Source organism: Streptomyces sp. NPDC058326 (assembly GCF_042879855.1).
Taxonomy (GTDB): Bacteria; Actinomycetota; Actinomycetes; order Streptomycetales; family Streptomycetaceae; genus Streptomyces.
Map to the genome: position 1 here is coordinate 219,643 of NZ_JBHVZO010000003.1, position 25,288 is coordinate 244,930.

The following is a 25,288-nucleotide window of genomic DNA, read 5'->3' on the forward strand; positions in this document are numbered from 1 at the left end:
GCACCCCCCCCGCGGCGCGGGCGGGCCCCCCCCGCCGGGGCGCCCCCCCCCCGACGCGGGAGGGCGTGGGCGTGGGTGTGGGGGTCGGCCCTGCCGAGAACGGCTCGGGCGGCCCCCGGCGGCTATGGCGTCTCCCGGCGGTTCTGGCGGGTCCCGGCGGCCCCGGCGGGGGGACGAGGGTGGTCCCGGGCGGGCGCCCGGGGGGGCCGCCGTCGGGCGGGCTCGGCCGCCTCCTCGGGCCCCTTGGCCAGTCCTCAGGCGCTCCGGGCCCCTTGGTCAGCCCCCGGGGAGGGCCCGTCGCTCCGGCCCGTTCCGTCCCTCCGGGAGGACCGGTCGAGCTCTCCGGGGGGACCGGGCGAGTGCCCGTCGCCCTCCGCGCTCCATACTGCTGGGGTGACCACCGCCCATGACGCTGTCGTACTCGCCGGGGGCGCCGCCCGGCGCCTCGGCGGTTCCGACAAGCCCGCGGTACGAGTCGGGGGAAGGCCCCTTCTCGACCGGGTCCTCGCCGCCTGCCCCGATGCCGGCCTGACCGTCGTCGTCGGCGATCCGCGCCCGACGGTCCGTCCCGTCCGCTGGACCCGGGAGGAGCCGCCCGGCGGGGGGCCGGTGGCCGCCCTCGACGCCGGGGTCCGGGAGACGGAGGCCGCGGTCCTCCTCGTCCTCTCCGCCGATCTGCCCTTCCTGGACCGGGACACCGTCCGACACCTCGTGGCGGCCCTCGACGAGGACCCGGAGGCGGAGGTCGCCCTCCTCGTCGACGCCGGGGGAAGGGACCAGCCGCTCGTCGCCGCGTACCGGACCGGAGCGCTACGGCGCGAGCTGCGCCGACTCGCGCAGGACCACCGGGGTCTCGCCCACCTGCCGTTGCGCCACCTCACGCAGGTGCTCCGCCCCGTCCGGGTCACCGCGGGCCCCCTCGCCTCCTTCGACTGCGACACCTGGGAGGACATCGCCACGGCCCGGGCCCGCATCAGGGAGCATGGGACCGTGCTGGATGAATGGATCACCGCAGTCAAGGACGAACTGGGTATCGAGCTGGACGTCGACACCGGCGTACTGCTCGACCTGGCACGTGACGCCGCCCATGGAGTGGCCCGCCCCGCCGCGCCCCTGACCACCTTCCTGGTCGGATACGCGGCGGCGCGCGCGGGCGCCGAGGGCGGCCCGGAGGCGGTCGCCGAGGCCGCCCGCAAGGCCGCCGCGCTGGCCCAGCGCTGGGCCGCCGAGCAGGACGAGGCCGGATGAATCTGAAGGAGCCCGCCCCGGTGCCGCCGCGCGCCGCCACCGAAGCGCACGCCGGGCAGCCGCACCGGGCCACCGCATGGCCCGAGGCACGAGCCGCCGCCGTCCGCGCCGGGGTCGCCGCACGGGCCGGCCGGGCTCCCCTCGGAGTGCCGCTCGGCCAGGCGCTCGGCCAGGTCCTGGCCGAGCCGCTCCTGGCCCTGACCGACCTGCCGCCCTTCGACACCTCCGCCATGGACGGCTGGGCGGTCTCGGGTCCCGGGCCCTGGACCGTACGCGAGGACGGCGCCGTGCTCGCCGGGCAGACGCCTGCGGCCGTGTCCGCCCCGGGGGAGGCCGTACGGATCGCCACCGGCGCCCGTGTCCCCTCCGGGACCACCGCCGTCCTCCGTACCGAACACTCCCGTACCGAGCGGTCCCAGATCGAGCAGCCGCGTACCGAGCGGACCCGTGCCGGGGTTTCCGCCGCCGAGCGGGCGGGAGCGGACGCCGCCGCCGGGGCCACCCTGCTGCACGCCCTGCGCGAGGTGGTGCCGGGGCAGGACATCCGGCCCCGGGGCCAGGAGTGCCGCTCGGGCGACGAGCTGCTGCCGGCGGGCACCACCGTGACCCCCGCCGTGCTGGGCCTCGCGGCCGCCGCCGGATACGACGAGCTGCCCGTCCCCGCGCGCCCCCTCGTGGAGATCCTGGTTCTCGGCGACGAGCTGCTCACGGCGGGCCTCCCCCACGAAGGGCTCATCCGTGACGCTCTCGGCCCGATGCTCGGCCCCTGGCTGACGGCGCTCGGCGCCGATGTCCTCGCCACCCGCCGGATCGGCGACGACGCCGACGAGCTGTACACCGCCGTCACCGGCTCCGCCGCCGGCCTCGTCGTCACCACCGGGGGGACCGCCGCCGGGCCGGTGGACCACGTCCACAGGGTGCTCGACAAGGCCGGAGCGACCCTCCTGGTCGACGGGGTGAAGGTCCGGCCGGGTCACCCGATGCTGCTCGCCCGCCTCGACGCCGAGCCCGCCCCGGGCCGTCCCGTCCGGCATCTGGTCGGACTCCCCGGCAACCCGCTCGCGGCCGTCTCCGGCCTCCTCACCCTCGCCGAGCCCCTTCTCGCGGCCCTCATGGACCACAGGGACCTCACGGCACTCACCGGAGCCGAAGCGCCGCCCCTCACCCGCGTCCCCGTCCAGGACGAGATCCACGGGCATCCGCACGACACGCGGCTCGTCCCGGTCGTCCGTCGGGGCGGGCGAGCCGTACCCCTGCGCTACAACGGCCCGGCCATGCTCCGGGGCATCGCCGCCGCGGACGGTCTGGTCGTCGTGCCGCCCGGTGGCGCGCGGCCCGGCCAGGAGCTGGACGTCCTCGACCTTCCCTGGCCGACCGAAGCGGGGGCCGTACCGGCCCAAGGAGCGTGTTTCACGTGAAACTTCCCAGTCGTGACGTGATGGCCCGCCACGCGGACGAGAAACTCTCCGGCCCCCGGGTCACACTGCCCCGCCGTGAGGTCGAGCGGCCGCTTCGCCAGGTCGGCAAGCGACTGCTCATGGCGCTCGGCGTGCTGGTCCTGACCGTCCTCATCGTCTACGTCGACCGCGAGGGCTACCACGACAACGCCGACGAGACGCTCGACTTCCTCGACTGCGCCTACTACGCGACCGTGACGCTCTCCACCACGGGATACGGCGACATCGTCCCGTACAGCGACACGGCCCGGCTCGCCAACATCCTGCTGGTCACGCCCCTGCGCGTGCTGTTTCTGATCATCCTGGTCGGCACTACCCTCGAGGTCCTCACGGAGCGGACCCGCGAGGAGTTCCGGCTGAATCGCTGGAGGTCCACCTTGCGCGACCACACCGTCATCGTCGGCTTCGGTACCAAGGGGCGATCTGCCATCCAGACCCTCTGCTCCACCGGTCTGAGCAAGGAACAGATCGTCATCGTCGACCCGTCCAGCAAGGTGATCGAGACGGCGAACGCGGACGGGTTCGTCGGCGTCATCGGCGACGCGACCCGCAGCGACGTGCTGCTCCGCGCCGAGGTGCAGCGGGCCCGGCAGATCGTCATCGCCACCCAGCGCGACGACACGGCCGTCCTGGTCACCCTCACGGCCCGTCAGCTCAACCGGGGCGCGAAGATCGTCGCCGCCGTACGGGAGGAGGAGAACGCGCCGCTGCTGCGTCAGTCCGGTGCGGACGCCGTCATCACCAGCGCCAGCGCCGCCGGGCGCCTGCTCGGCCTCTCCGTGCTCAGCCCCAGCGCCGGCACGGTCATGGAGGACCTGATCCAGCAGGGCTCCGGCCTTGATCTGGTGGAGCGTCCCGTGACCAAGAGCGAGGTCGGCAAGAGCCCGCGGGAGACCGGCGACCTGGTGGTGAGCGTGCTCCGCGGCCACCGGCTGATCGGTTACGACGACCCCGCGGCCAACCCGCTCCAGCTCACCGACCGGGTGATCACCATCGTGCGCGCCGCGCCGATCACTCCGCTCACCACGCCGCGGGAGGACTGAGCGGGGAGCACCCCGCCCCGGGGCGGCGGCGGGAGTAGCCTCGCCGCCATGTATGCGATCACGATTCCGGAACCCGGTGGTCCCGAGGCCCTTGTCTGGGCGGAGGTGCCCGATCCCGTGCCCGGCGAGGGCGAGGTGCTCGTCGAGGTGGTGGCGAGCGCGGTCAACCGCGCCGATCTGCTCCAGCGCCAGGGCTTCTACGACCCGCCGCCGGGCACCTCTCCGTACCCGGGTCTTGAGTGTTCGGGCCGGGTCGCCGCACTCGGCCCGGGGGTGTCCGGCTGGTCCGTCGGCGACGAGGTGTGTGCGCTGCTGACCGGCGGGGGATACGCGGAGAAGGTCGTCGTCCCGACCGGCCAACTGCTCCCCGTGCCGGAGGGCGTTGACCTGGTCACGGCCGCCGCGCTTCCCGAGGTCGCCTGCACGGTCTGGTCCAACGTCTTCATGATCGCGCACCTGCGGCCGGGCGAGACGCTGCTCGTGCACGGCGGGGCGAGCGGCATCGGCACGATGGCCATCCAGCTGGCGAAGGCGGTCGGGGCACGGGTCGCGGTCACCGCCGGAGGCCCCGAGAAGCTGGCGCGCTGCGCCGAACTGGGCGCCGACATCCTCATCGACTACCGCGAGCAGGACTTCGTCGAGGAACTTCACAAGGCGACCGACGGGGCGGGCGCGGACGTCGTCCTGGACATCGTCGGCGCCAAGTACCTGGAGCGGAACGTGAACGCGCTGGCCATGAACGGCCGGCTTGTCGTCATCGGCCTCCAGGGCGGGGTGAAGGCCGAGCTGAACCTCCGGGCGCTGCTCGCGAAGCGCGCCGCCGTCATGGCGACCACGCTGCGCTCCCGCCCGGCGGAGGAGAAGGCGGCGATCATCGCCGCCGTACGCGAGCACGTCTGGCCGCTGTTCGGCGCGGGCACGATCCGGCCGGTCGTCGACCGTACGGTGCCGCTGAAGGACGCCGCCGAGGGCCACCGCGCGCTGGAATCCGGCAGCCACGTCGGCAAGGTCCTGCTGCTCGCACCCCAGGGCTGACGCGACCTACGCGAAAGCGCTCGCACCCCAGGGCCGACGCGACCTACGCGAAGCGCTCACGCCCCAGGGCTGACGCGGCGCCTCCGCGAAAGCGCTCACGCCCCACGGCTGACGCAGCGCCTCCGCGAAGGCGCACACCTCACGCGCCCACGCCTGACGAGCGCACGAAGAATGCGCCTGACGAACGCACGAAAAAGGGGCCCGGCACACCGTGTGCCGGGCCCTTCCTGTCTTCCCCGAGGCCTACAGGTACGGCCCCGAGCGGACCGGGTGGCCGGGGCCGCGGTCGTCGTCGTCATCGTCGTGGGACGCACCCGGCGGCAGCGCCCTGCGCATCTGCTCCAGCTGTGCGCGGGCTGCCATCTGCTGGGCGAACAGCGCGGTCTGGATGCCGTGGAACAGCCCCTCGAGCCAGCCCACGAGCTGGGCCTGCGCGATGCGCAGCTCCGCCTCGGAAGGGATCGCCTCGTCCGTGAACGGCAGGGAGAGACGCTCCAGTTCCTCGACCAGCTCGGGGGCGAGCCCGTCCTCCAGCTCCTTCACCGAGCTGGCGTGGATGTCCTTGAGCCTGACCCGGCTGGCCTCGTCGAGAGGTGCCGCGCGTACTTCCTCCAGGAGCTGCTTGATCATGCTGCCGATCCGCATGACCTTCGCAGGCTGCTCGACCATTTCCGTCACCGGGACCTCGCGGGGTTCGTCGTCGCCCTGAGCGCCGCTGAGCGCCATCCCGTCCTGTCCCACGATGAGGACCTGGGGGCTCTCCTGCGACCTGTCATTCCTCGGCATCTCCATGCCGCCATTCTCTCGTACACACACGTCACCACGGGGTGTGCCCCCGCACGAGGGTGATCCACCCTCGTGCGGGGGCACAGGTCGGCAACGAAGACCGTCAGGTCGCCTCGCGCCGGGCCAGCGCGCCGCGCGAGCGGGTCACCAGGGCGGCGAGCAGCGCGGCACCCAGGGGTACGGCGACGAGCAGGCCCGCGAGGGTCTCCCAGGGGATGACGATCGGGACGTACGGCAGATCCGAGGCGGTGCTCCAGCCCTGGGCGACGGCCTCCTCGTGGAAGCGGATCATCTGGCGTTCCTCGGTGAGCCGGAGGCCCATCGCGGGCAGCAGTCCCGCCGCCGAGCCGAGGATCACGCCCATCGCGGCGACGACTCCGCACTGGAAGCCGCTGAGTGTGCGGCGGACGCGGGGCGGAGCGCCCACGGCGGCGAGCGTCTTCAGGTCGGCCTCGGCGTCGGCCTGGGCGAGGCCGGTGGCGATACCGGCGGCGCCGATGGTGACGAGGCCCGCGAAGATGGAAAGTGCGAGCAGGATGATGCTGTTGTTGTTGACGAAACCTTCCTCCACGTGCAGGTCGACGTTGCTGCCGAGTTTGGTGAGCTCGCTGTCGAGCTTCTGCCGCTGCTCGCTCTCCGGCAGGTGGTCGGTGGAGACGTACACGCCCAGCGGCACGGTGGACAGGCCGGCGGCCTTGGCGGTGGCCGGGGTCATCAGGGCCTCAAGGCCGTAGGACTTCGGGCTGCCGGGCACGTGGTAGGCGGGGATGGAGCTGACCTTGCCGGGCGCGGGGCGGCCTGCCTCGGCGGCCTTGTCGGCCGCGGCGATGTCGGTGACCTGGCGGATCCCGATGGTGCCGTTCTTGTCGACCTGGTTACGGCTGAACGTGACGATCTTCCCCTCGGCGAGGGCCTTCACGGCTCCCGCGTCCTTGATGCCGAAGATCGTGAGGAGCTTGGCGTCGCCGACCAGCAGACCGCCGTCGGTGTAGACGCCATGGCCGCTCGACGACTGCGAGCAGCGCCAGTCCTCGGCGAGCATCTTCCGCCGCTGCTCGGGCGTGAACCGCTCCGAGGGGTCTCCGCCGCCGGGAACCGCCACGTACATGGGGCATTCGTTCGCGGGGGGAATGACGACCTCGTAGCGGCCGCAGCCCTCGCCGCCGCCCCACAGTGGGCAGCTCGGCTTGCCGACCGAGACGCGCGCGACATCGGCACGGACGTCGACGGGCAGGAACCGCTGGACCGCCTCGCGGACCGCGGGGACGTCCCGGCCGCCCTCCTCAAGGACGACGGCGGAGACGGCCCCGTGAGGCAGCTGGGCCTGGTACTCGGCCTTGTTCTGGGCCTCGCTGCTGGCCATGAACGTGGCGACGGCGACGCTGCCCGCGACGGCCGCGAGGACGGCGGCGACGGCGGGTGCCGTACGGCCCCGGTTGCGCACGGCGTCCCGCAGCGCGAGCCGCGGCGACAGCGGCAGCCAGCGCCCTGCCCGCCCGAACAGGCCGACCAGGGCCGGGGTCATGGCGACGACACCCAGCTCGGCGATGGCCGAGCCGCCCGCCACGATGATGAACTGCTCACTGACCATGGAGCCGAAGAGCGCGATGGCGCCGCCGACCAGGACGGCCGCGAGGCCGATGAGGGGCAGCACCCGGCTGCTGCGGCGGACTCCGCGGCGGCCGGTGAGCGAGGCGAGAACGGTCTGCCGGGAGGCGGTGACGGCCGGCACGATCGCGGCGAGCAGACCGGTGAGCACGGCGAGCATCGCGATGCCGAGGATTTCGAGCGGCCGGACGTCGAAGGCGCCGAACCGCTGGCCCATGGTCTCTTCGAGGACCGGCTGCAGTGCCAGGGTGAGGACCAGGGCGAGGACCGTGCCGGTGACGGCCGCGGCGATACCGATGACGAGGCCGCCGCTCAGCACGATGGCCCGGATGTGGCTGCGGGCGCCGCCGTTGGCCCCGACGAGACCGAGCTGGCGGCGGGAGCGGCGGGCTCCGACCGCGAAGGCCGGTCCGGCGAGCAGACAGATCTCCAGCATCGCCAGGCCGACGACGGTGCCGACGGCGGCGAGTTCGGCGGCGTTCGCCGCCGGGCTGCTGTTGAAGTCGCCCCAGCCTTCCTTCTGGAAGAGCGGGATCTCGGATTCGGCAGGCGGGTCGAGGAGCACGGAACGCGAGACGACGATCGCGCCCTTGGCGTTGAACTCCTTGACCATGTTCCACGTGAAACCACCGGGCTTGCGCACCAGATACGTGGTGGAGGCCTCGGAGGCGGTCAGACCGGCCTTCTCGACGGCCTTCGCGTGCGGAGCGAGGAAGGCCCCGGGCAGCGCGTTGACCTGGTCGGTCTTGAGCGAGTCGGGCAGTTCGTAGGAGCCGACGATCCGGTACGGACGGTCGAAGTTGCGGGCGGAAAGATTTGAACCGACCGTCAGACCACTGGTCTCCAGGAAGTGAGAGGTCGCCATGACCTCGTCGTTCCGCTGCGGGAAACGTCCTTCGAGGAGCGTCATGATGCCGCCGGCGATCGGGTCGGCCGCCTTGAGCTCACGGACCTCGGTCATGAGGAGACCGTGCACCGTCGTCACCTTGGCGGAGCCGATGCTGTCCGTGAGGACCGTGGAACCCGCTGGAACGATCTTGGTGACGTCGGTGGGCCCGCTCGGCCACATCGCGTCCCCGTAGTCCTTGGCCGGCGTGTTGAACTCGCCGGTCGGGTCCTGGAAGATCGGCACCCCGCCGTAGCCGGGGTCCCTGAACCGGGCGTCGGCGGCGCCCATCGAGCGGTCCGCCTGCTCGGCCGGCGACAGCTCGGAGCTGCGGAAGGTCAGGTCGAGGGCGCTGACGCCCAGGATCGGCAGGGCGATCATGGCCAGCACGAGGGCGCTGCGGCCCTTGGAACGCCAGGCGTCACGACGGGCGATGCGGATCGCGGCCCGCCAGGAGTGGAACCAGGTCTTCACGCCTCAGCCACCTGGCCCGACAGCAGGGAATCGGCCTCGCTGCGCACGGTCTGGTCGACTATGGCGCCGTCGCGCAGGAAGACGACACGGTCGGCCCAGGCGGCGAACCGCGGCTCGTGGGTGACGAGGACACCGGCGGCCCCCGCGTCGCAGCGGGCGCGGAGGAGAGCGAGCACGGACTCGCCGGTCTCGGAGTCGAGGGCGCCGGTCGGCTCGTCGGCGAGGACGAGCCGGCGGTCGCCGACCAGGGCGCGGGCGATGGCGACCCGCTGCTGCTGGCCGCCTGACATCTCGTCGGGGAAGCGGTCGGCGAGGTGGCCGAGCCCCATCTCCTCCAGTGCCTTGAGGGCTTCGACGCGCGCCTTGCGGGCGGAGGTCCCGTCCAGCTCGCGGGGCAGGGCCACGTTCTCGGCGGCGGTGAGCGCCGGGATGAGGTTGTAGTCCTGGAAGACGTAGCCGACGCTGCGACGGCGCAGTGCCGCGAGTGCCTTGGGGCTCGCGGAGGTGATGTCGGTGTCCTCCACGATCACCCGGCCCGAGGTGGGGGTGTCGAGGCCGCCCGCGATGGTCAGCAGCGTGGACTTGCCGGAGCCGGACGGGCCCATCACGGCGACGAGTTCACCCGGGTACACGGCGAGGTCGATGCCGCGCAGGGCGTGCACCTCGGTGGCACCCGCGCCATGGACGCGGGTCAGGTTCTGGAGTTGCAGCACGGGCTGCGGTGCGGACATGAGGGGTCCCCCCTTGGACGCACCCGGCGGTCGGCCGGGTACGGGAACGAGCGGTGGAAGGTCGTGCGTCAGTGGTACGGGGTGGGGCGCGCGCCCGGAGTCAGCGCGCCCCGGCCACGGGCGGGGCGGCCTCGGCACCCCGCTGAGCGGGAGCGGGAGCGGACGCCGCCGCGGACGTGGGTGCGGATGCCGGCGCGGACCTGGGTGCGGGTCCGGGCGTCGCGGCGGGCGCCTCGTCCGAAGCGGGCCCGGCCGTCGTGGTCTTCGCCGACAGCCGGATGAGCCGGGACTCGCAGTGGTCCAGCCAGCGCGCCTCGGCCTCGGTCTGGAAGATCAGCTGTTCGAGGACGAGCAGCCAGGCCACGTCGTCCCGTTCGTGGGCGGTGCCGCTCTCGACGGCGACGAGGGCCTGGGCCTTGAGACGGGTGTAGTCCTGCATCGCCTTCACGGTGTGGCGGCGCTGGGACTGGATGACGTCGCGGATGTCGACGCCGGGGGCGCCCACCGCCATGGCGAGCTTGATGGCCAGTTCGTCACGGGCGGGGCTGGTGCGGTCCACCGGCTTTTCGAACCAGGTCCTGAGCTCTTCGCGGCCGCTGTCCGTGATCGCGTAGAGAGCGTGCCCGGCCGAGTCCTCGCCGTCCTGGGCGACCATGCCGTCGCGCTCCAGCCGGTTGAGGGTCGTGTAGACCTGGCCGACGTTGAGCGGCCAGGTGGAGCCGGTGCGGGACTCGAACTCGGTACGGAGCTGGGAGCCGTACCGAGGGCCGCGTTCGAGGAGGGCGAGAAGCCCGTGGCGGATCGACATACTCAGTATGTATACCGGGTATGCCGAGACGGACAACCGTCCTGAGACGGAAGCGGCAGGTCCGCCTCAAGGGGGACCCGGGCCGTCGGACCGCTCAGCGGCGGCGCATCCGCACCCCGAGAAAGCCGATGCCGAGCCCCATCAGGGCCAGCCCCACGCCCAGGGTCATCACGGGAATCCGCTGGTCGACGAGGGCGGAAGCACCTTCGGCCGCGGTACGCGGCGCGGCGGCCGGCCGGCTGGCCGGCGCCACCTCCGTCACGACCGGATCCTCCTCGCGTACCGCTTCGGCCTCCTCTTCGGCCTCGGGGGAACGCGGCTCTGTTGCCGTTTCGGTACGAGAGTCGTCGGGCGCGGTCGTCGTCGCGCTGGGCGGGACGGGCCGTCCGGGCCGGGCCCGCCCCTCACCGGCGGGCCGGCCCGCGAGCGAGGCGGAGCCGCTGGGGGCGGGGGCGTCGCTGGGCGCGGCGCTCGGCGCGGAGGGCGCGGGAGACCCGGTGCCGGTCGGCGCGGGCGCCGGGGGCGGTGGCGTACCGGAGCCGACGGGGCGCACCGGAGAGGCGGACGCGGACGGCGGGCGGGACGACCCGACGGCCCCGGACGGCGTGCCGGAAGAAGGGGACGAGGAGGAGGGCGAAGGGGTCGCGGGCGAGGACGAGGGCGCCGGGGTGGTGCCGGTCGCGGGCGGCGGGGTCGTGGCGCCCGCGGGCGCGCCGGGCGCCTCCACCCCGTACGCCGCGCCCTGTCCGTGCCCGGGGGGAGCGGCGTACAAGGTGCACGCGCAGGCGAACGCGCAGGTGAGCGCGGGGCCGAGAGCCCGCGCCCGTGCCCTGCGGAGTGCTGGAGTCACCGGGTGACCCCCTCCCGTACGAGCCGCCGAGATGGTCGACTCAGCGTCACATGACGGGATGATTCCGGCATCCGGGACGGGGTCGGTAGGCGTAGCGGAGAGCCGGAGGGGGCGTCGGGACTACTGCGGCGGGTTGCCCGTCGAGACGGTCAGGGTGAACTCGGCGTCCTTGGCGGTGATGTCCTCGCCGGCCGGCGGGTACTGCTCCAGGACCGTGCCCTGCCCGTAGGTCGCCTCGTCCACGGGGCGCTGCGTCATGATCTTCCATCCGGCCGCCTGGACACAGGCCTTCACCGACTGGAGGTTCTTGTACGTGAAGTTCGGGACCTCGAACTTCTCCGGGTCGTCGCTCGACTCGGTCGGCTGGGAGCACTTCTTCGGGTCGATGGTCTTGGTCAGGTCCGGCCCCTTGTGACCGGGGGCCGCGGTCTGGCTCTGCTCCGTGCCCGTGCTCGCACCGCCGGTGCCGCCCGCCTGCGGGTCGTCGTCCTTCTGGCTGAACGCCACGAGCACGCCGCCGATCGCGAGCAGGGCGACGACGACCGCGCCCACGAGCATCGGCGTGTTCCGCCGGGACCCGCCGCGCGCCGGGGCGGGCGTGTGCGCGGGGGCGTACGGCGCCGGGGTGGGGGCCTGCTGGTACGGCGACGGCGCGGGGGCCTGGGTCTGATACGCCGGCGCGGGCGTCGGCGCCTGCTGCGGATAGCCGTACGACGGGGCGGGGGCGGGGGTCGCCGGACCGTACGGTCCCGCCTGATAGGGCTGCTGCACCCCGTGCGGGCCGGGCTGCGGAGTCGGCGGCGGGGTCTGGCCGACGGGCGGGAAGACCGCCGAGCCGACGCCCGCGCCGCTGCTGACCGGACCGCCCTGGACGATCACCGGGGCGCCGGTCTGACCGGCCGAGAGCACCCGCAGGCACTCGTCACGCATCGCCGCCGCGCTCGGGAACCGCTCGTTCGGGTTCTTTCGCAGCGCGCGGGCGACGAGCGCGTCCATCGCCGGCGTCACCGCCCGGTTGACGGTCGACGGCGCGACCGGCTCCTCCTGCACGTGCGCGTACGCGATGGCCAGCGCGGAGTCGGCGTCGAAGGGGAGGCGGCCCGTCAGCAGCTGGAAGAGCATGATGCCGACCGAATAGAGGTCGGACCGGGCGTCCACCGCACGACCGAGGGCCTGCTCGGGGGAGAGGTACTGCGGGGTGCCGACGACCATGCCGGTCTGCGTCATCGACGTGACCCCGGACTGCATGGCCCGCGCGATGCCGAAGTCCATGACCTTGACCACGCCGCGCTTGGTCGTCATCACGTTGCCCGGCTTGATGTCGCGGTGGACCAGGCCCATCTCGTGGCTGACCTCGAGCGCGGCCAGCACGTCGGCCGTGACCTTCAGCGCCTTGTCGGCCGGCATCGCCCCGTACTGCTGGACGTCCGACGCGAGGACCGAGCCGAGCGGCTGGCCCTCCACGTACTCCATGACGATGTACGGCATGACCGCGCCGTCGAGCGTGTCCTCGCCCGTGTCGAAGACCGAGACGATATTGGTGTGCGACAGCTTCGCGACCGCCTGCGCCTCGCGCCGGAAGCGCTCGCGGAACGACTGCTCCCGGCCGAGCTCTGTGTGCAGCGTCTTGATCGCGACCTGCCGGTCGAGGGCGCTGTCGTAGGCCAGGTACACCGACGCCATGCCGCCCTCGCCGAGAAGGTCGCGCAGCTGGTACCGGCCGCCCGCGACCGAACCGCCCGCATAGCGGCCCTGTGCGCCGTCCTGGCTCATCTGTGCTTCCCCCTACGCGCGCGTGGCGGCGTTGATCCGGAATTTACTGGCCAAGTCTGCCCGAGGGCAGTGACACGTCAAGCCGGGTGCCCGTTCCGTGACCCTCCGCACAGGCCCCCGTACGGGAACCGTTTCCAAAGCCGCGGCGGAAAGCGTCGAATTTGCACAGGTGTACATGCAGGGGGTTGGATGGCCGGTCCATCTCGGACCGTGGTGTCGTACGGAGCCTGTAGCGTGACGACTGGACACGGCACGACAGACGACGGCGAGGACTGATGGCACCCGAATCCGGATCAGGTGGCGGTGTGCCGGACGCGTCAGCGGAGTCATGGGGCGTCGGCGGCGTCGTCGGCGACGGCCGCTACCGGCTGACCCATCGTCTCGGCCGCGGCGGCATGGCGGAGGTCTTCGCCGCCGAGGACGTGCGGCTCGGCCGCACGGTCGCCGTGAAGCTGCTGCGCGCCGACCTCGCCGAGGACCCCGTCTCGAAGGCCCGCTTCACCCGTGAGGCGCAGTCCGTCGCCGGGCTCAACCACCACGCCATCGTCGCCGTGTACGACTCCGGCGAGGACCTCGTGGCCGGCCGGCCCGTGCCGTACATCGTGATGGAGCTGGTCGAGGGCCGCACCATCCGCGAACTGCTGCTCAGCGCCGAGGCCCCCGGGCCCGAGCAGGCCCTGATCATCGTCTCCGGAGTCCTGGAGGCGCTGGCCTACTCGCACCAGCACGGCATCGTGCACCGCGACATCAAGCCGGCGAACGTGATCATCACCCACGGCGGCGCCGTCAAGGTCATGGACTTCGGCATCGCCCGCGCCCTGCACGGCGCGCAGTCGACGATGACCCAGACCGGCATGGTCATGGGCACCCCGCAGTACCTCTCCCCCGAGCAGGCGCTCGGCAAGGCCGTCGACCACCGCTCCGACCTGTACGCGACGGGCTGCCTCCTCTACGAACTCCTCGCGCTGCGGCCCCCCTTCACCGGCGAGACCCCGCTGTCCGTCGTGTACCAGCACGTCCAGGACGCGCCGATCCCGCCGTCCGACGTGGCGCAGGGCGCGCCGCCGGAGCTCGACGGCCTGGTGATGCGCTCGCTCGCGAAGGACCCGGACGACCGGTTCCAGAGCGCCGAGGAGATGCGCGGCCTCATCCAGTACGGCCTCCAGATGCTCCAGCAGCAGGGCGGTCACACCGGCACCTGGAACACCGGCCCGGTCGAGATGCACGAGGGCGGGCACACGCCGGTCGGCGGCATGGCCGCGACGACCGCCCTGGGCCACCCGGTGCACGGCGAGACCGCGCAGCGCCCGATCCTTCCGCCGGTGAACCCCGACGACGGCGGGTACGGCGGCTACGACGCCGGCACGGTCGGCACCGGCGGCTACGGCCCGGACGGTGGCTACGGCCGGCAGGGCGGCGGCAGGGGCGGCCGCGGCAAGGTGTGGCTGTTCGCGGCGCTCGCGGTGATCGCGGTCGTCGCCGGTGTCGTCTTCGCCCTCGACAAGACGGGCAAGGAGGGCGGGGAGACGGGCGTCATCACGCCGACCGTCACCAGTTCCCCGCCGACGGTCTCCGAGGAGCCCACTCCTTCGCAGGAGACCACCCAGGATCCGACGCAGGACCCGGGTACGACGGGCGGCGGTCAGACGCAGAACCCGTGGCCGCCGACGACGACGTACGAGCCGACGGCGCCCTCGACCACGCCGTCGTCCCAGGAGCCGACCGAGCCGACGACCACGCCGCCGACCGGTCCCACGGACTCGCCGACGCCCACGGACGAGCCGACGGACGGTGAGACGACCGGTGGCGGCGAGCCGACCGGTGGCGAGACGACGGGCGGCGGCGAGCCGACCGGTGGCAACGGCAACCCGGGCACGACACCGCCGGTGGACGCCGACCCGGTGACCGGCTGACGCGCTTCCGACGAGGGCGCCGGCGGCCGGCGGCCGGGTGAGGACGCTTCCCGTGCGGACGCCACCGGCTTCGACGCCTCCGGGCGGCGGCGCCGGCCGGGTCAGCCGGTGAACGCGTCGCGTACCGACGCGTACTCCCGGGTCCACCAGACCGCCAGGGCCGACACCGCGGGAAACTGCGGGTCGGCCCTTCGGTCGTGCAGCTGGTAGCGCCAGCGCAGCGTCCAGAAGTCGTTCAGCCGCTCCCACCACACCCGGTGTGCCGCCGCAGCCAGCTCGGCGCGGTCGGCGCCCGTCGCCCGTCGGTACGCGCGCGCGTACGCCCGCACCTTGTCCAGGGCCAGCTCACCCCCGGGCCGTACGAAGAAGATGGCGGCGGCCCTGACCGCCTCCTCGGCCCTGGGGCGGACCCCGAGCCGGTCCCAGTCGACGATCGCGGCGGGCTCCGCACCCCGGTAGAGCAGGTTCAGCGGGTGGAAGTCGCCGTGCACCCAGCCGGCTGCGGCGGCGGGCGGCGGCCGGTGGTGGGCGTGCTGGGCGAGGAGCCGGCGCCGCTCCCTGAGCCGGTGCTCGGCGAGCGCGTCGAAGCTGTCGCGCGGGCGGTGCGCGCGGGCGAGACGGATCAGTTCGTCGATGGCCCGGAAGGTGTCCTGGAGGTCGGCGCTCGCGCAGACGCTGTCGTCGGGGGCCCCGGGCGGTCCCTGGGGCCCCGAAGGCTCCATGACCCGGTCCAGGGCCGTGTGGACCTGCCCGAGGAGCGTGCCGAGGCGCCGGGAGCAGCCGGCGGAGAGCTGTGCGCCGTCGCGGTGGCGGCCGTCGATCCAGGGGTGCAGGGCGTAGCAGTGGCCGCCGATGACGGCGACCGTGCGGCCGGTGGCGTCGGGCAGCGGAGGGGCGACGGGCAGGCCGAGGGCGTGCAGCCGCTGGGTGGCGCGGTGCTGGCGGGCGATGGTGGCGCGGTCGGCGGTGGGGGCGTCCAGGTGCTGCTTCAGGAAGTAGGTGCCGCGGGTGGTGGAGAGCCGGAAGCCCCGGTTGAGCAGCCCTTCGGCAACGGGCACGCAGGACAGGGGCTCACCGGCGTGCCGATGACGGCGCAGCAGGGCGCCGACGGGCGGGGCGGGAGCGGCGGGAGCGGCGCCGCGCGGGCCGGGAGCGGTGCTCCCGCGCAGGTCGGGCGAAACGGCCCGGGAGGCGCTACCGCGCGGGATGGGCGGAGCGGTCGGGGAGGCGACGACGCGCGGGAAGGGCGATGAGGCCCGAGAGGCGGCATCGCGGGGAAAGGGTGAAGCGGTCGGGGAGGCGGCGACGCGCCGGAAGGGTGAAGCGGCCCGGGAGTCAGCGTCGCGCGGGATGGATGAAGAGGCCCGGGAAGCGCTGCCGCGTCCGGCTGGGGCGGCGGCGTCGGAGGGCCGGGTGCTCGCGGAGTGGGCGTCGGTCTCGGCCGGTGGGGCGAGCGGAGCAGCCGACAGGGTGAGCGTTTCAGATGAGCGCGGCACCCGCCAGATGTTAGATCACGCTACGTGGTGGAGGTGTCGCCGCACGGAGCGGCTGGAGGCGCCGGTCACCGGAGTCTCGCTCGCGTAGTCGAGCGCGTGCACCGTGACGAACTGCGGTTCGATCCGCAGGTGGACCGGCGCGAAGGCCTCGCCGTCCACCACCTCAGGCTCGGGCCCGAAGGCGGCGAGTTCCTCCTCGGTCGGTTCGACGATCTCGGCGGTGCCGGTGAACTGCACGGACCAGAGGTTCTCGGCGCCGGAGTTGAGGTTGTCCGCGCCGTAGGCGACGACAGAGCCGTTGCAGGCGCGGTGGTAGCCGAGCCCCTGGTGCATCCGGAGCAGGACACGGCCGTCCACGACGATGTGCCGGGCGGGGGCGACGAACGGCATCGCCCGCATGCTCGTCGCCACCCGGCCGTACGACACGCGGCGGAGCAGCTCGATGGCGCGGATCTCGTCGGTGGACATGGTCTTCACTCTCCGCCACCGCCACCGTGTCGGAAAAGGGGCCCCCGCCCCGCTTTCACGGGACGTAGGTCCCGAACCCGGCCACCCGCCCCTCTCTGGGCCGTACGGGTGACGCACGGGCGGCGGACGGAGCCGCGGGCCTGCCTGGGCGCCCGCACAGGCCCACTGCCCGCCCCAGGGCCCCGAGGTCCGTCAGTGGCGCTCCGCCTGCAGCCGTGCCACATACGCGGCCGCCTGCGAGCGCCGCTCCATGCCCAGCTTCGACAGCAGGCTGGAGACGTAGTTCTTGATGGTCTTCTCCGCGAGGTGGAGCCGCTCGCCGATGACCCGGTTGGTCAGGCCCTCGCCGATCAGGTCCAGGATCTTGCGCTCCTGCTCCGTCAGGTTGGCGAGCTTGTCGTCACGCTTCGGGTTGTTGCCGTCGCGCAGCCGCTCCAGGACGCGGGCCGTCGCCACCGGGTCGAGCAGCGACTTGCCGGCCGCCACGTCCCGTACCGCGTTCAGGAGTTCGTTGCCCCGGATGGCCTTGAGGACGTAACCCGAGGCCCCGGCCATGATCGCGTCGAAGAGCGCCTCGTCGTCCGCGTACGAGGTGAGCATCAGGCACTTGATGCCGTCGTCCTGCGAACGGATCTCGCGGCACACCTCGACCCCGCTGCCGTCGGGCAGCCGGACGTCGAGCACCGCGACGTCGGGGCGGGTCGCGGGGATCCTGACCAGCGCGTCCGCCGCCGTCCCGGCCTCTCCGACCACCTCGATGTCGTCCTCCACGGAGAGCAGCTCGTGGACGCCGCGCCGGACCACTTCGTGGTCGTCCAGCAGAAATACCCGGATTTTTCCTTCTTCGCGCACCCGGTCAGTCTCACATATTGGCTCTTCCCGTGCCCGGGGTGCGCGGGATAACGTGCCGGTTGTTCCGGCGGCCCTCACGGCCGTTGCCGACGCGCTGACCAGCCGCTGTTCCCGCTTTTCTCGATTTACTTGGAAATCCAAGCAAAATCGCAGGTCAAGTGGGGTTTCGCGGGAATGCCACGCTGTGGGTAACGTGCCTATGGCAGGGCGCTCGCCGGGGCACCTGTCACGCCCGACCCCGGCCGCGTCGCACCCACCCCGTGCGAAGGGTACGGATAAGGCGGAGAGCCGCACTGGCCTTGCCCGGCGAACCCGGGGGCCGGACCGACGGAGGAGCACGCACGTGACCGTGGAGAGCACTGCCGCGCGCAAGACGACGCGACGCAGCAGCGGCACCAAGCGCACCGCAAGCGCGAGCACGAGCACCACCAAGAAGACCAGCGCGCGCGCCGGGGCGGAAGCCACGGAGCCCGAGCTCGTCCAGCTGCTGACGCCCGAGGGAGAGCGCGTCCAGCACCCCGACTACGACATCGACCTGAGCGCCGAAGAGCTGCGCGGTCTCTACCGCGACATGGTCCTCACCCGTCGCTTCGACGCCGAGGCCACCTCGCTGCAGCGCCAGGGCGAGCTGGGCCTGTGGGCGTCGCTGCTCGGCCAGGAGGCGGCCCAGATCGGTTCCGGCCGCGCCCTGCGGGACGACGACTACGTCTTTCCCACCTATCGCGAACACGGTGTCGCGTGGGTCCGCGGCGTCCACCCGACGAATCTGCTGGGAATGTTCCGCGGTGTGAACAACGGCGGCTGGGATCCCAACAGCAACAATTTCCACCTGTACACGATCGTTCTCGGTTCGCAGACCCTGCACGCCACGGGTTATGCCATGGGCATCACCAAGGACGGCGCGGATTCCGCCGTGCTCGCGTACTTCGGTGACGGCGCCTCCAGCCAGGGAGACGTCAACGAGTCGTTCGTCTTCTCCGCGGTCTACAACGCCCCCGTCGTGTTCTTCTGCCAGAACAACCAGTGGGCCATCTCCGAGCCCATCGAGAAGCAGACACGCGTCCCGCTCTACCAGCGCGCCCGCGGCTTCGGTTTCCCCGGCGTCCGCGTCGACGGCAACGACGTCCTGGCGTGCCTGGCCGTGACCCGGTCGGCGCTCGAGCGCGCCCGCCGCGGCGAGGGCCCGACGCTCATCGAGGCCTTCACCTACCGCATGGCCGCCCACACCACCTCCGACGACCCGACCCGCTACCGCCGGGACGCGGAGCGCGAGGAGTGGGAGGCCAAGGACCCGATCCTGCGGCTCAGGGCGTACCTGGAGAACGAGGGCCACGCCGACGCGGCCTTCTTCGAGGAGCTGGAGACCGAGAGCGAGGAGCTCGGCAAGCACGTCCGTGAGGTCGTCCGCGCCATGCCCGTCCCGGAGCACATGGCGATCTTCGACCACACGTACGCGGACGGGCACGCGCTCGTCGACGAGGAGCGCGCGCAGTTCGCCGCCTTCCAGGCGTCCTTCGAGGGCGGAGAGGACGAGTAATCATGGCTGTTCAGAATCTTCCTCTCGCGAAGGCGCTCAACGAGTCGCTGCGCAAGGCCCTGGAGACCGACCCCAAGGTCGTCATCATGGGCCTGGACGTCGGCAAGCTCGGCGGTGTCTTCCGGATCACCGACGGCCTGCAGAAGGACTTCGGCGAGGACCGGGTCGTCGACACCCCGCTCGCCGAGTCCGGCATCGTCGGCACCGCGATCGGCCTCGCCCTGCGCGGCTACCGGCCGGTCGTCGAGATCCAGTTCGACGGCTTCGTCTTCCCGGCGTACGACCAGATCGTCACCCAGCTGGCGAAGATGCGGGCCCGGTCGCTCGGCACGGTGAAGATGCCGGTCGTCATCCGCATCCCGTACGGCGGCGGCATCGGTGCCGTCGAGCACCACTCCGAGTCCCCCGAGTCGCTCTTCGCGCACGTCGCGGGCCTCAAGGTCGTCACCCCCGCGACCCCCTCCGACGCCTACTGGATGCTGCAGCAGGCGATCCAGAGCGACGACCCGGTCATCTTCTTCGAGCCCAAGCGCCGTTACTGGGACAAGGGAGAGGTCGACACGGAGGCCTTCCCCGGCGAGCTGCACAAGGCCCGCGTCGCCCGTGAGGGCACGGATCTCACCCTCGCCGCCTACGGCCCGATGGTGAAGACCTGTCTGGAGGTGGCCGCCGCCGCTGCCGGGGAGGGCAAGTCGATCGAGGTCGTGGACCTGCGCTCGATCTCCCCGCTCGACTTCGACACCATCCAGGCCTCGGTCGAGAAGACCCGCCGCCTGGTCGTGGTCCACGAGGCGCCCGTCTTCTTCGGCTCCGGCGCGGAGATCGCCGCCCGGATCACCGAGCGGTGCTTCTACCACCTGGAGGCTCCCGTCCTGCGGGTCGGCGGCTACCACGCGCCGTACCCGCCGGCGCGCCTGGAGGAGGAGTACCTCCCGGGTCTCGATCGCGTGCTCGACGCCGTCGACCGCTCGCTGGCGTACTGAGGAGAGCACCGTGACGATCCGCGAATTCAAGATGCCCGATGTGGGCGAGGGCCTGACCGAGGCCGAGATCCTCAAGTGGTACGTCCAGCCGGGTGACACCGTCACCGACGGGCAGGTCGTCTGCGAGGTCGAGACGGCCAAGGCCGCGGTCGAGCTGCCGATCCCGTTCGACGGCACGGTCCACGAGCTGTGCTTCCCCGAGGGGACGACGGTCGACGTCGGCCAGGTCATCATCTCGGTGAACGTCGGCGGCGGGCCCGCCGAGGCCCCGGCCGCCCCGGTGGCGGAGGCCGCTCCGGCCGCCGCCCCCGTGCCCGCGCCGGTCGTGGAGGAGGACGAGCCGCAGGCCCGTCAGCCGGTCCTCGTCGGCTACGGCGTGGCCGCGAGCTCCACCAAGCGCCGCGCGCGCAAGGCACCGGCGGGCGTGACGGCCCCGGCCGCCCCGGCTCAGGCCGCGCCCGTCGTGGTCTCCGTACCGGAGCAGCTCAACGGGCACGGACCGGCCGACGCCCGACCGCTGGCCAAGCCGCCGGTCCGGAAGCTCGCGAAGGACCTCGGCGTCGATCTGGCGACGGTCACCCCGACCGGCCCGGACGGCATCATCACCCGCGAGGACGTCCACGCGGCGGCCGCTCCGGCGTCCGCGCCGACCGTCGAGACCCCGGCCCCGGCCGTGGTTCCGTCGCCGGCCCAGGCCGTGGCGCCCGCGCCTTCCGTCGCGACCGACGCCCGGGAGACCCGTGTGCCCGTCAAGGGCGTACGGAAGGCCACGGCGGCGGCGATGGTCGGCTCGGCCTTCACCGCCCCGCACGTCACCGAGTTCGTGACCTTCGACATCACGCGCACGATGAAGCTGGTCGAGGAGCTCAAGTCCGACAAGGACATGGCGGGCCTGCGGGTCAACCCGCTGCTCCTCATCGCCAAGGCCGTCCTGGTCGCGGTCAAGCGCAACCCGGAGATCAACGCGGCCTGGGACGAGGCGGCGCAGGAGATCGTCCTCAAGCACTACGTGAACCTGGGCATCGCCGCGGCCACCCCGCGCGGTCTGCTCGTGCCGAACATCAAGGACGCGCACACGCAGACCCTGCCCGAGCTCTCGGCGTCCCTGAGTGAGCTGGTCTCCACCGCCCGCGAGGGGAAGACGACCCCGGCGGCGATGCAGGGCGGCACCTTCACCATCACCAACGTCGGCGTCTTCGGCGTCGACACCGGTACGCCCATCCTCAACCCCGGCGAGTCCGCGATCCTCGCGGTCGGTGCGATCAAGCTCCAGCCGTGGGTCCACAAGGGCAAGGTGAAGCCGCGTCAGGTCACCACGCTGGCCCTCTCCTTCGACCACCGGCTGGTCGACGGCGAGCTCGGCTCCAAGTTCCTGGCGGATGTCGCCGCGATCCTGGAGCAGCCGAAGCGTCTGATCACCCGGGCGTAACACCCCGGTCCGACCGTTTCACGTGAAACAGGCCCGTCCGCATCGCGGACGGGCCTGTTTGTTGCACCTCTGTTGTATCTAAGCTGTGCGCATGCCAGCCGCCCCACCCAAGCCGCCCGCCGCGGCCGACCGTGTCTACATGCACGTCAAGCAGGCCGTACTCGACCGGCACTACGAGGGAGGCACCCTCCTCACGGAGGGCGAACTCGCACTCGCCGTGGGAGTGTCCCGGACACCCGTCCGCGAGGCGCTCCTCAAGCTGGAGATGGAAGGGCTGCTCAAGCTCTACCCGAAGAAGGGCGCGCTCGTCCTCGCCGTCTCCGCCCAGGAGATCGCCGACGTCGTCGAGACCCGTCTGCTCGTCGAGGAGTTCGCCGTCCGCAGGGCCGTGCCCGCGCCCGCCTCCCTCGTCGCACGGCTCGAAGAGCTCCTTGAGGAGCAGAAGCAGCGCGCCGAGGCCGGAGACCTCGCCGAAGTCGCCGTCACCGACCGCTGCTTCCACGCCGAGATCGTCCGCCACGCCGGAAACCAGATCCTCTCCCGCCTCTACGACCAGCTCCGGGACCGCCAGCTGCGCATGGGCGTCGCCGTGATGCAGTCCCAGCCCGACCGCGTCGCCAAGAACATCGCCGAGCACGCCGAGATCCTCGACCGGATCAAGGCCGGAGACACGGAGGGCGCCGCGCGCTGCGTCCGCCGGCACCTCAGCTGGGTCAAAGTCCTGGTCCGGGGAGAGGACCGATGACCGGCGGCGGCCGGAAGGGCCGTGACAGCGGAAAGGGCCGCCGGGACCAGAACGGCTACGGCTCCGCCGCCACCCTGCCCGGCGACCCGCCCGGTGGCCGCCGCGCCGCCCTCGTCTGGGGCGTCGGCGTCGCCGTCTACTTCGTCGCCGTCATCTTCCGCACGTCCCTCGGCGTAGCGGGCCTCGACGCCGCCGACCGCTTCGACGTCAACGCCTCCGCGCTCTCCACCTTCTCCATCCTCCAGCTGCTCGTCTACGCCGGCATGCAGATACCCGTCGGCCTCATGGTGGACCGGCTCGGCACCAAGAAGGTCCTCGCCCTCGGCGTCGTCCTCTTCACCCTCGGCCAGCTGGGCTTCGCCCTCTCCCCCTCGTACGGCACGGCGCTCGCCGCCCGCGCCCTCCTGGGCTGCGGCGACGCCATGACCTTCATCAGCGTCCTGCGGCTCGGCAGCCGCTGGTTCCCCGCCCGCCGCGGACCGCTCATCGGCCAGGTCGCCGCGCTCTTCGGCGTGGCCGGAAACCTCGTCTCCACCGTCTTCTTCGCCCGCGCCCTGCAGGGCCTCGGCTGGACCACCACCTTCGTCGGCAGCTCCCTCGCGGGCGTCCTCGTCCTCGTCCTGCTGCTGCTCTTCCTCAAGGACCACCCCGAGGGCCACGAGCCCGAGCCCGCCACCCACGCGGGCGCCGCCTTCGTCCGCCGTCAGATCGTGGCGTCCTGGCGGGAACCCGGCACCCGGCTCGGCATGTGGGTGCACTTCACCACCCAGTTCCCCGCGATGGTCTTCCTGCTGCTCTGGGGACTGCCCTACCTCGTCGAGGCGCAGGGCCTCACCCGATCGGCCGCCGGGGGACTGCTCACCCTGGTCGTCCTCTCGAACATGGTCGTGGGCCTCGCGTACGGGCAGATCATCGCCCGCCACCACACGGCCCGCGCCCCGCTGGCACTCGGCACGGTCGCCGCGACCGCCCTGCTGTGGGCGGGCACCCTCGCGTACCCCGGCGACCACGCGCCGATGTGGCTGCTCGTCACCCTCTGCCTGGTCCTCGGCGCCTGCGGACCGGCCTCGATGATCGGCTTCGACTTCGCCCGCCCGGCGAACCCGCCGGAGCGCCAGGGCACCGCGTCCGGCATCGTCAACATGGGCGGCTTCACGGCCTCGATGACCACGCTGCTCGCCGTCGGCGTCCTGCTCGACGCGACCGGTGACAACTACCGGATCGCGTTCTCGTCCGTCTTCGTCCTGGAGGCGATCGGCGTCGTGCAGATCCTGCGCCTCAAGGCCCGCACCCACCGCAGGGAACGGGAACGACTGGTCGCCAGCCGCGTGGAGGCGGTGCACGTCCCCGTCTGAGAGGTCAGCGGGGCGTCACCGCGAAGTTGTCGAGGATCGCCCGTCCCAGCTCCTCGTCGCCCTCCACCTTGACCCGGTCGGCCGCGTCGGCCGGCCGGACCCGGCCGCAGGCCAGGCGCACATACGTCTCCCAGTCCGTCGCGAGCGTCACCGCGGGACCCAGTGAGGGCGCGCCGTCGATCGAACCCCGCCCCTCCGCGTCGACCCGCACCGTCCGCAGGAACTCCACCGGGCCGCTCACATCGACGACGACCGCCGAGGAGGCGGGCGCCCCCGCGTCCTTGGCGATCACCTTCGGCAGCGCCTCCAGGAGCACGTCCCGTGTCACATGCGCGCCCGCCGAGTCCAGATTGCCCGGGACACCGAGCGCCGCCCGAAGGTCCTGCTCGTGCACCCACACGTCGAACGCGCGCATCCGGTACGCCAGTTCCAGAGACTGCTCCGCGCCCAGAGGCGCGCGGATCAGATGCTCGGGGGAGCGGTTCTCGTTACGGAGCTGCCGGGCCCGGCGGATCAGGATGTACTCCAGCTCCGAGGTCATCTCCGGTGCGGTGTGGTGCCGCCGCACATCGACCTGGACCTCCATGTAGCGCGCGAAGTCACTGCGTACGTGGTACAGATCGCGCGGCAGGGAGTGGATCGGCCGCGGGTCGCCGAGCATCTCCGTCTCCATGCCGATCACATGGGACACGATGTCCCTGACCGACCAGCCGATGCACGGTGTCGGCCGGTTCCACTCGCCCTCCACGAGCGGCTGCACCAGCTCGGCTATCGCCTCGATGGAGTGGGTCCAGGCGTCGGCGTAGTTCTGGAGGCTGGGATGGACGGTCACGGGACCCCTCGGCGGTTCTTCGGTGCGCGGGCTGAATAACACGACTGGGTGGGAGGCTCGGACGCTAAGTTACGCTGCCCGAAGGCACCCCGGCAGTGCTTTCGTGTGACGATCGTAGGCCGGTGTTGACGGCTCGAATGCCAGGACGGTGGTAGTGTGCGCGCCTCGCTGATCCAGATCGCGGTAGACCCGGACGAACCGGTCGACGCCAGGCGCACCCGCGTGGCGCGTCTCGTACGGGAGGAATCCGGCCGCGCCGACCTCGTCGTCCTGCCCGAACTGTGGCCCATGGGTGCCTTCGCGTACGAGTCCTTCGCCGCCGAGTCCGAGCCGCTGAACGGCCCCACCCACCGGGCGATGGCGGCCGCCGCCCGCGACGCCGGGGTCTGGCTGCACGCCGGCTCCTTCGTCGAGGCCGAGGGCGGCGCCCTCTACAACACCTCGCTCGTCCTCTCCCCCGACGGCGAACTCGCCGCCTCCTACCGGAAGATCCACCGCTTCGGCTTCGACAAGGGAGAGGCGGTGATGATGGCGGCCGGCGAGGACCTGGTCACCGTCGACCTGCCGCACCTCACCGTCGGCGTCGGCACCTGCTACGACCTGCGCTTCCCCGAGCTCTTCCGCGGGCTCGTCGACGCCGGCGCCCAGGCCTTCGTCGTCCCGGCCGGCTGGCCCGCCCGCCGCCGCGCCCACTGGACCCTCCTGGCCCGGGCCCGCGCCGTCGAGAACCAGGCGTACGTCCTCGCCTGCGGTACGGCGGGCACCCACGCGGGCGTCGAACAGGCCGGCCACTCGATCGTCGTCGACCCCTGGGGCGAGGTCCTCGCTGAGGCGGGCCCGGACGAGGAGATCCTCCGGGTCGCCCTCGACCCGTCGAAGGTGACCACGACCCGCGAGCAGTTCCCGGCCCTGAAGGACCGCGTCCTCGGCCTGGCCGCCCCCAGTGAGCCCCTCGCGCCCCGAGCGCCCCGGTAGGGAG

22 protein-coding genes are annotated in these 25,288 nt (G+C 72.5%); 11 read left to right on the top strand and 11 right to left on the bottom strand.

Features of this window, described 5'->3' with window-relative positions; genetic code table 11:
• Window positions 1-393: 393 nt before the first annotated feature.
• The 4 genes from ACFVYX_RS06595 to ACFVYX_RS06610 are packed head-to-tail and all read left to right on the top strand — an operon-like array spanning window position 394 to window position 4,783.
• The gene (locus tag ACFVYX_RS06595) at window positions 394-1,248 is read left to right on the top strand and encodes an NTP transferase domain-containing protein (protein ID WP_389680228.1); all 855 of its coding nucleotides are present in this window, start codon (window positions 394-396) and stop codon (window positions 1,246-1,248) included.
• Window positions 1,245-2,666, top strand: coding sequence for a molybdopterin molybdotransferase MoeA (locus ACFVYX_RS06600; RefSeq protein WP_389680229.1), 1,422 nt, complete (start codon window positions 1,245-1,247; stop codon window positions 2,664-2,666). The genes ACFVYX_RS06595 and ACFVYX_RS06600 overlap by 4 nt, the downstream gene beginning before the upstream one ends.
• Window positions 2,667-2,686: 20 nt before the next feature.
• Window positions 2,687-3,748, top strand: a complete 1,062-nt coding sequence (locus ACFVYX_RS06605; RefSeq protein ID WP_389680590.1) for a potassium channel family protein — start codon at window positions 2,687-2,689, stop codon at window positions 3,746-3,748.
• Between the two features lie 48 nt (window positions 3,749-3,796).
• A complete protein-coding gene (locus ACFVYX_RS06610; protein WP_389680230.1) occupies window positions 3,797-4,783 on the top strand; it encodes an NAD(P)H-quinone oxidoreductase in 987 nt (328 codons plus the stop codon).
• A gap of 243 nt (window positions 4,784-5,026) precedes the next feature.
• Here the strand turns inward: ACFVYX_RS06610 and ACFVYX_RS06615 are convergent, their stop codons facing one another.
• The 7 genes from ACFVYX_RS06615 to ACFVYX_RS06645 all read right to left on the bottom strand — a co-directional run bounded on the left by ACFVYX_RS06615 (window position 5,027) and on the right by ACFVYX_RS06645 (window position 12,699).
• The gene (locus ACFVYX_RS06615) at window positions 5,027-5,575 is read right to left on the bottom strand and encodes a bacterial proteasome activator family protein (protein WP_389680231.1); all 549 of its coding nucleotides are present in this window, start codon (window positions 5,573-5,575) and stop codon (window positions 5,027-5,029) included.
• A 97-nt stretch (window positions 5,576-5,672) separates the two neighbouring features.
• Entirely contained in the window at window positions 5,673-8,537 is a 2,865-nt protein-coding gene (locus tag ACFVYX_RS06620) for an FtsX-like permease family protein (protein ID WP_389680232.1), read from the bottom strand.
• Window positions 8,534-9,268: an ABC transporter ATP-binding protein gene (locus tag ACFVYX_RS06625; RefSeq protein WP_389680233.1), complete on the bottom strand. Its 735-nt coding sequence runs from the start codon at window positions 9,266-9,268 to the stop codon at window positions 8,534-8,536. Before ACFVYX_RS06625 ends, ACFVYX_RS06620 begins: the two co-directional genes overlap by 4 nt.
• 100 nt (window positions 9,269-9,368) lie before the next feature.
• Entirely contained in the window at window positions 9,369-10,076 is a 708-nt protein-coding gene (locus tag ACFVYX_RS06630) for a PadR family transcriptional regulator (RefSeq protein ID WP_389680234.1), read from the bottom strand.
• 94 nt (window positions 10,077-10,170) lie between these two features.
• On the bottom strand, window positions 10,171-10,338 hold the full coding sequence (locus ACFVYX_RS06635) for a hypothetical protein (RefSeq protein WP_389680236.1): 168 nt from the start codon (window positions 10,336-10,338) through the stop codon (window positions 10,171-10,173).
• A gap of 142 nt (window positions 10,339-10,480) precedes the next feature.
• The gene (locus tag ACFVYX_RS06640) at window positions 10,481-10,855 is read right to left on the bottom strand and encodes a hypothetical protein (RefSeq protein WP_389680237.1); all 375 of its coding nucleotides are present in this window, start codon (window positions 10,853-10,855) and stop codon (window positions 10,481-10,483) included.
• A gap of 191 nt (window positions 10,856-11,046) precedes the next feature.
• Window positions 11,047-12,699, bottom strand: coding sequence for a protein kinase (locus ACFVYX_RS06645; protein ID WP_389680238.1), 1,653 nt, complete (start codon window positions 12,697-12,699; stop codon window positions 11,047-11,049).
• Window positions 12,700-12,974: 275 nt separating this feature from the next.
• On the opposite strand from ACFVYX_RS06645, the gene ACFVYX_RS06650 reads away from it, so the two are divergent.
• Window positions 12,975-14,612 (top strand): protein kinase, encoded by a 1,638-nt coding sequence (locus tag ACFVYX_RS06650; RefSeq protein ID WP_389680239.1) that lies wholly within the window; start codon window positions 12,975-12,977, stop codon window positions 14,610-14,612.
• Between the two features lie 101 nt (window positions 14,613-14,713).
• Here the strand turns inward: ACFVYX_RS06650 and ACFVYX_RS06655 are convergent, their stop codons facing one another.
• The 3 genes from ACFVYX_RS06655 to ACFVYX_RS06665 form a co-directional block, all read right to left on the bottom strand.
• A complete protein-coding gene (locus ACFVYX_RS06655) occupies window positions 14,714-15,781 on the bottom strand; it encodes a phosphotransferase (RefSeq protein ID WP_389680591.1) in 1,068 nt (355 codons plus the stop codon).
• A 342-nt stretch (window positions 15,782-16,123) separates the two neighbouring features.
• Window positions 16,124-16,576, bottom strand: a complete 453-nt coding sequence (locus tag ACFVYX_RS06660) for a pyridoxamine 5'-phosphate oxidase family protein (RefSeq protein ID WP_389680240.1) — start codon at window positions 16,574-16,576, stop codon at window positions 16,124-16,126.
• A gap of 192 nt (window positions 16,577-16,768) precedes the next feature.
• The gene (locus ACFVYX_RS06665; protein WP_389680241.1) at window positions 16,769-17,428 is read right to left on the bottom strand and encodes a response regulator; all 660 of its coding nucleotides are present in this window, start codon (window positions 17,426-17,428) and stop codon (window positions 16,769-16,771) included.
• Window positions 17,429-17,771: 343 nt separating this feature from the next.
• Here ACFVYX_RS06665 and pdhA point away from each other — a divergent pair, with 343 nt between their 5' ends.
• From pdhA to ACFVYX_RS06690, 5 genes are all read left to right on the top strand, one after another.
• Entirely contained in the window at window positions 17,772-18,965 is a 1,194-nt protein-coding gene (pdhA, locus tag ACFVYX_RS06670) for a pyruvate dehydrogenase (acetyl-transferring) E1 component subunit alpha (RefSeq protein WP_389680242.1), read from the top strand.
• A 2-nt stretch (window positions 18,966-18,967) separates the two neighbouring features.
• The gene (locus ACFVYX_RS06675; RefSeq protein ID WP_389680244.1) at window positions 18,968-19,948 is read left to right on the top strand and encodes an alpha-ketoacid dehydrogenase subunit beta; all 981 of its coding nucleotides are present in this window, start codon (window positions 18,968-18,970) and stop codon (window positions 19,946-19,948) included.
• 31 nt (window positions 19,949-19,979) lie between these two features.
• Window positions 19,980-21,377: a dihydrolipoamide acetyltransferase family protein gene (locus ACFVYX_RS06680; protein WP_389680592.1), complete on the top strand. Its 1,398-nt coding sequence runs from the start codon at window positions 19,980-19,982 to the stop codon at window positions 21,375-21,377.
• Window positions 21,378-21,468: 91 nt separating this feature from the next.
• Window positions 21,469-22,122: a GntR family transcriptional regulator gene (locus tag ACFVYX_RS06685; protein WP_389680246.1), complete on the top strand. Its 654-nt coding sequence runs from the start codon at window positions 21,469-21,471 to the stop codon at window positions 22,120-22,122.
• On the top strand, window positions 22,119-23,477 hold the full coding sequence (locus tag ACFVYX_RS06690) for a nitrate/nitrite transporter (protein WP_389680247.1): 1,359 nt from the start codon (window positions 22,119-22,121) through the stop codon (window positions 23,475-23,477). The genes ACFVYX_RS06685 and ACFVYX_RS06690 overlap by 4 nt, the downstream gene beginning before the upstream one ends.
• 4 nt (window positions 23,478-23,481) lie before the next feature.
• On the opposite strand, the gene ACFVYX_RS06695 is transcribed toward ACFVYX_RS06690, so the two are convergent.
• Window positions 23,482-24,309 carry a maleylpyruvate isomerase family mycothiol-dependent enzyme gene (locus ACFVYX_RS06695; protein WP_389680248.1) on the bottom strand — a complete coding sequence of 276 codons (828 nt, stop codon included), beginning with the start codon at window positions 24,307-24,309 and terminating at the stop codon, window positions 23,482-23,484.
• Between the two features lie 156 nt (window positions 24,310-24,465).
• Between ACFVYX_RS06695 and ACFVYX_RS06700 the strand changes: the two genes are divergently transcribed.
• A complete protein-coding gene (locus tag ACFVYX_RS06700; protein ID WP_389680249.1) occupies window positions 24,466-25,284 on the top strand; it encodes a carbon-nitrogen family hydrolase in 819 nt (272 codons plus the stop codon).
• Window positions 25,285-25,288 lie beyond the last annotated feature (4 nt).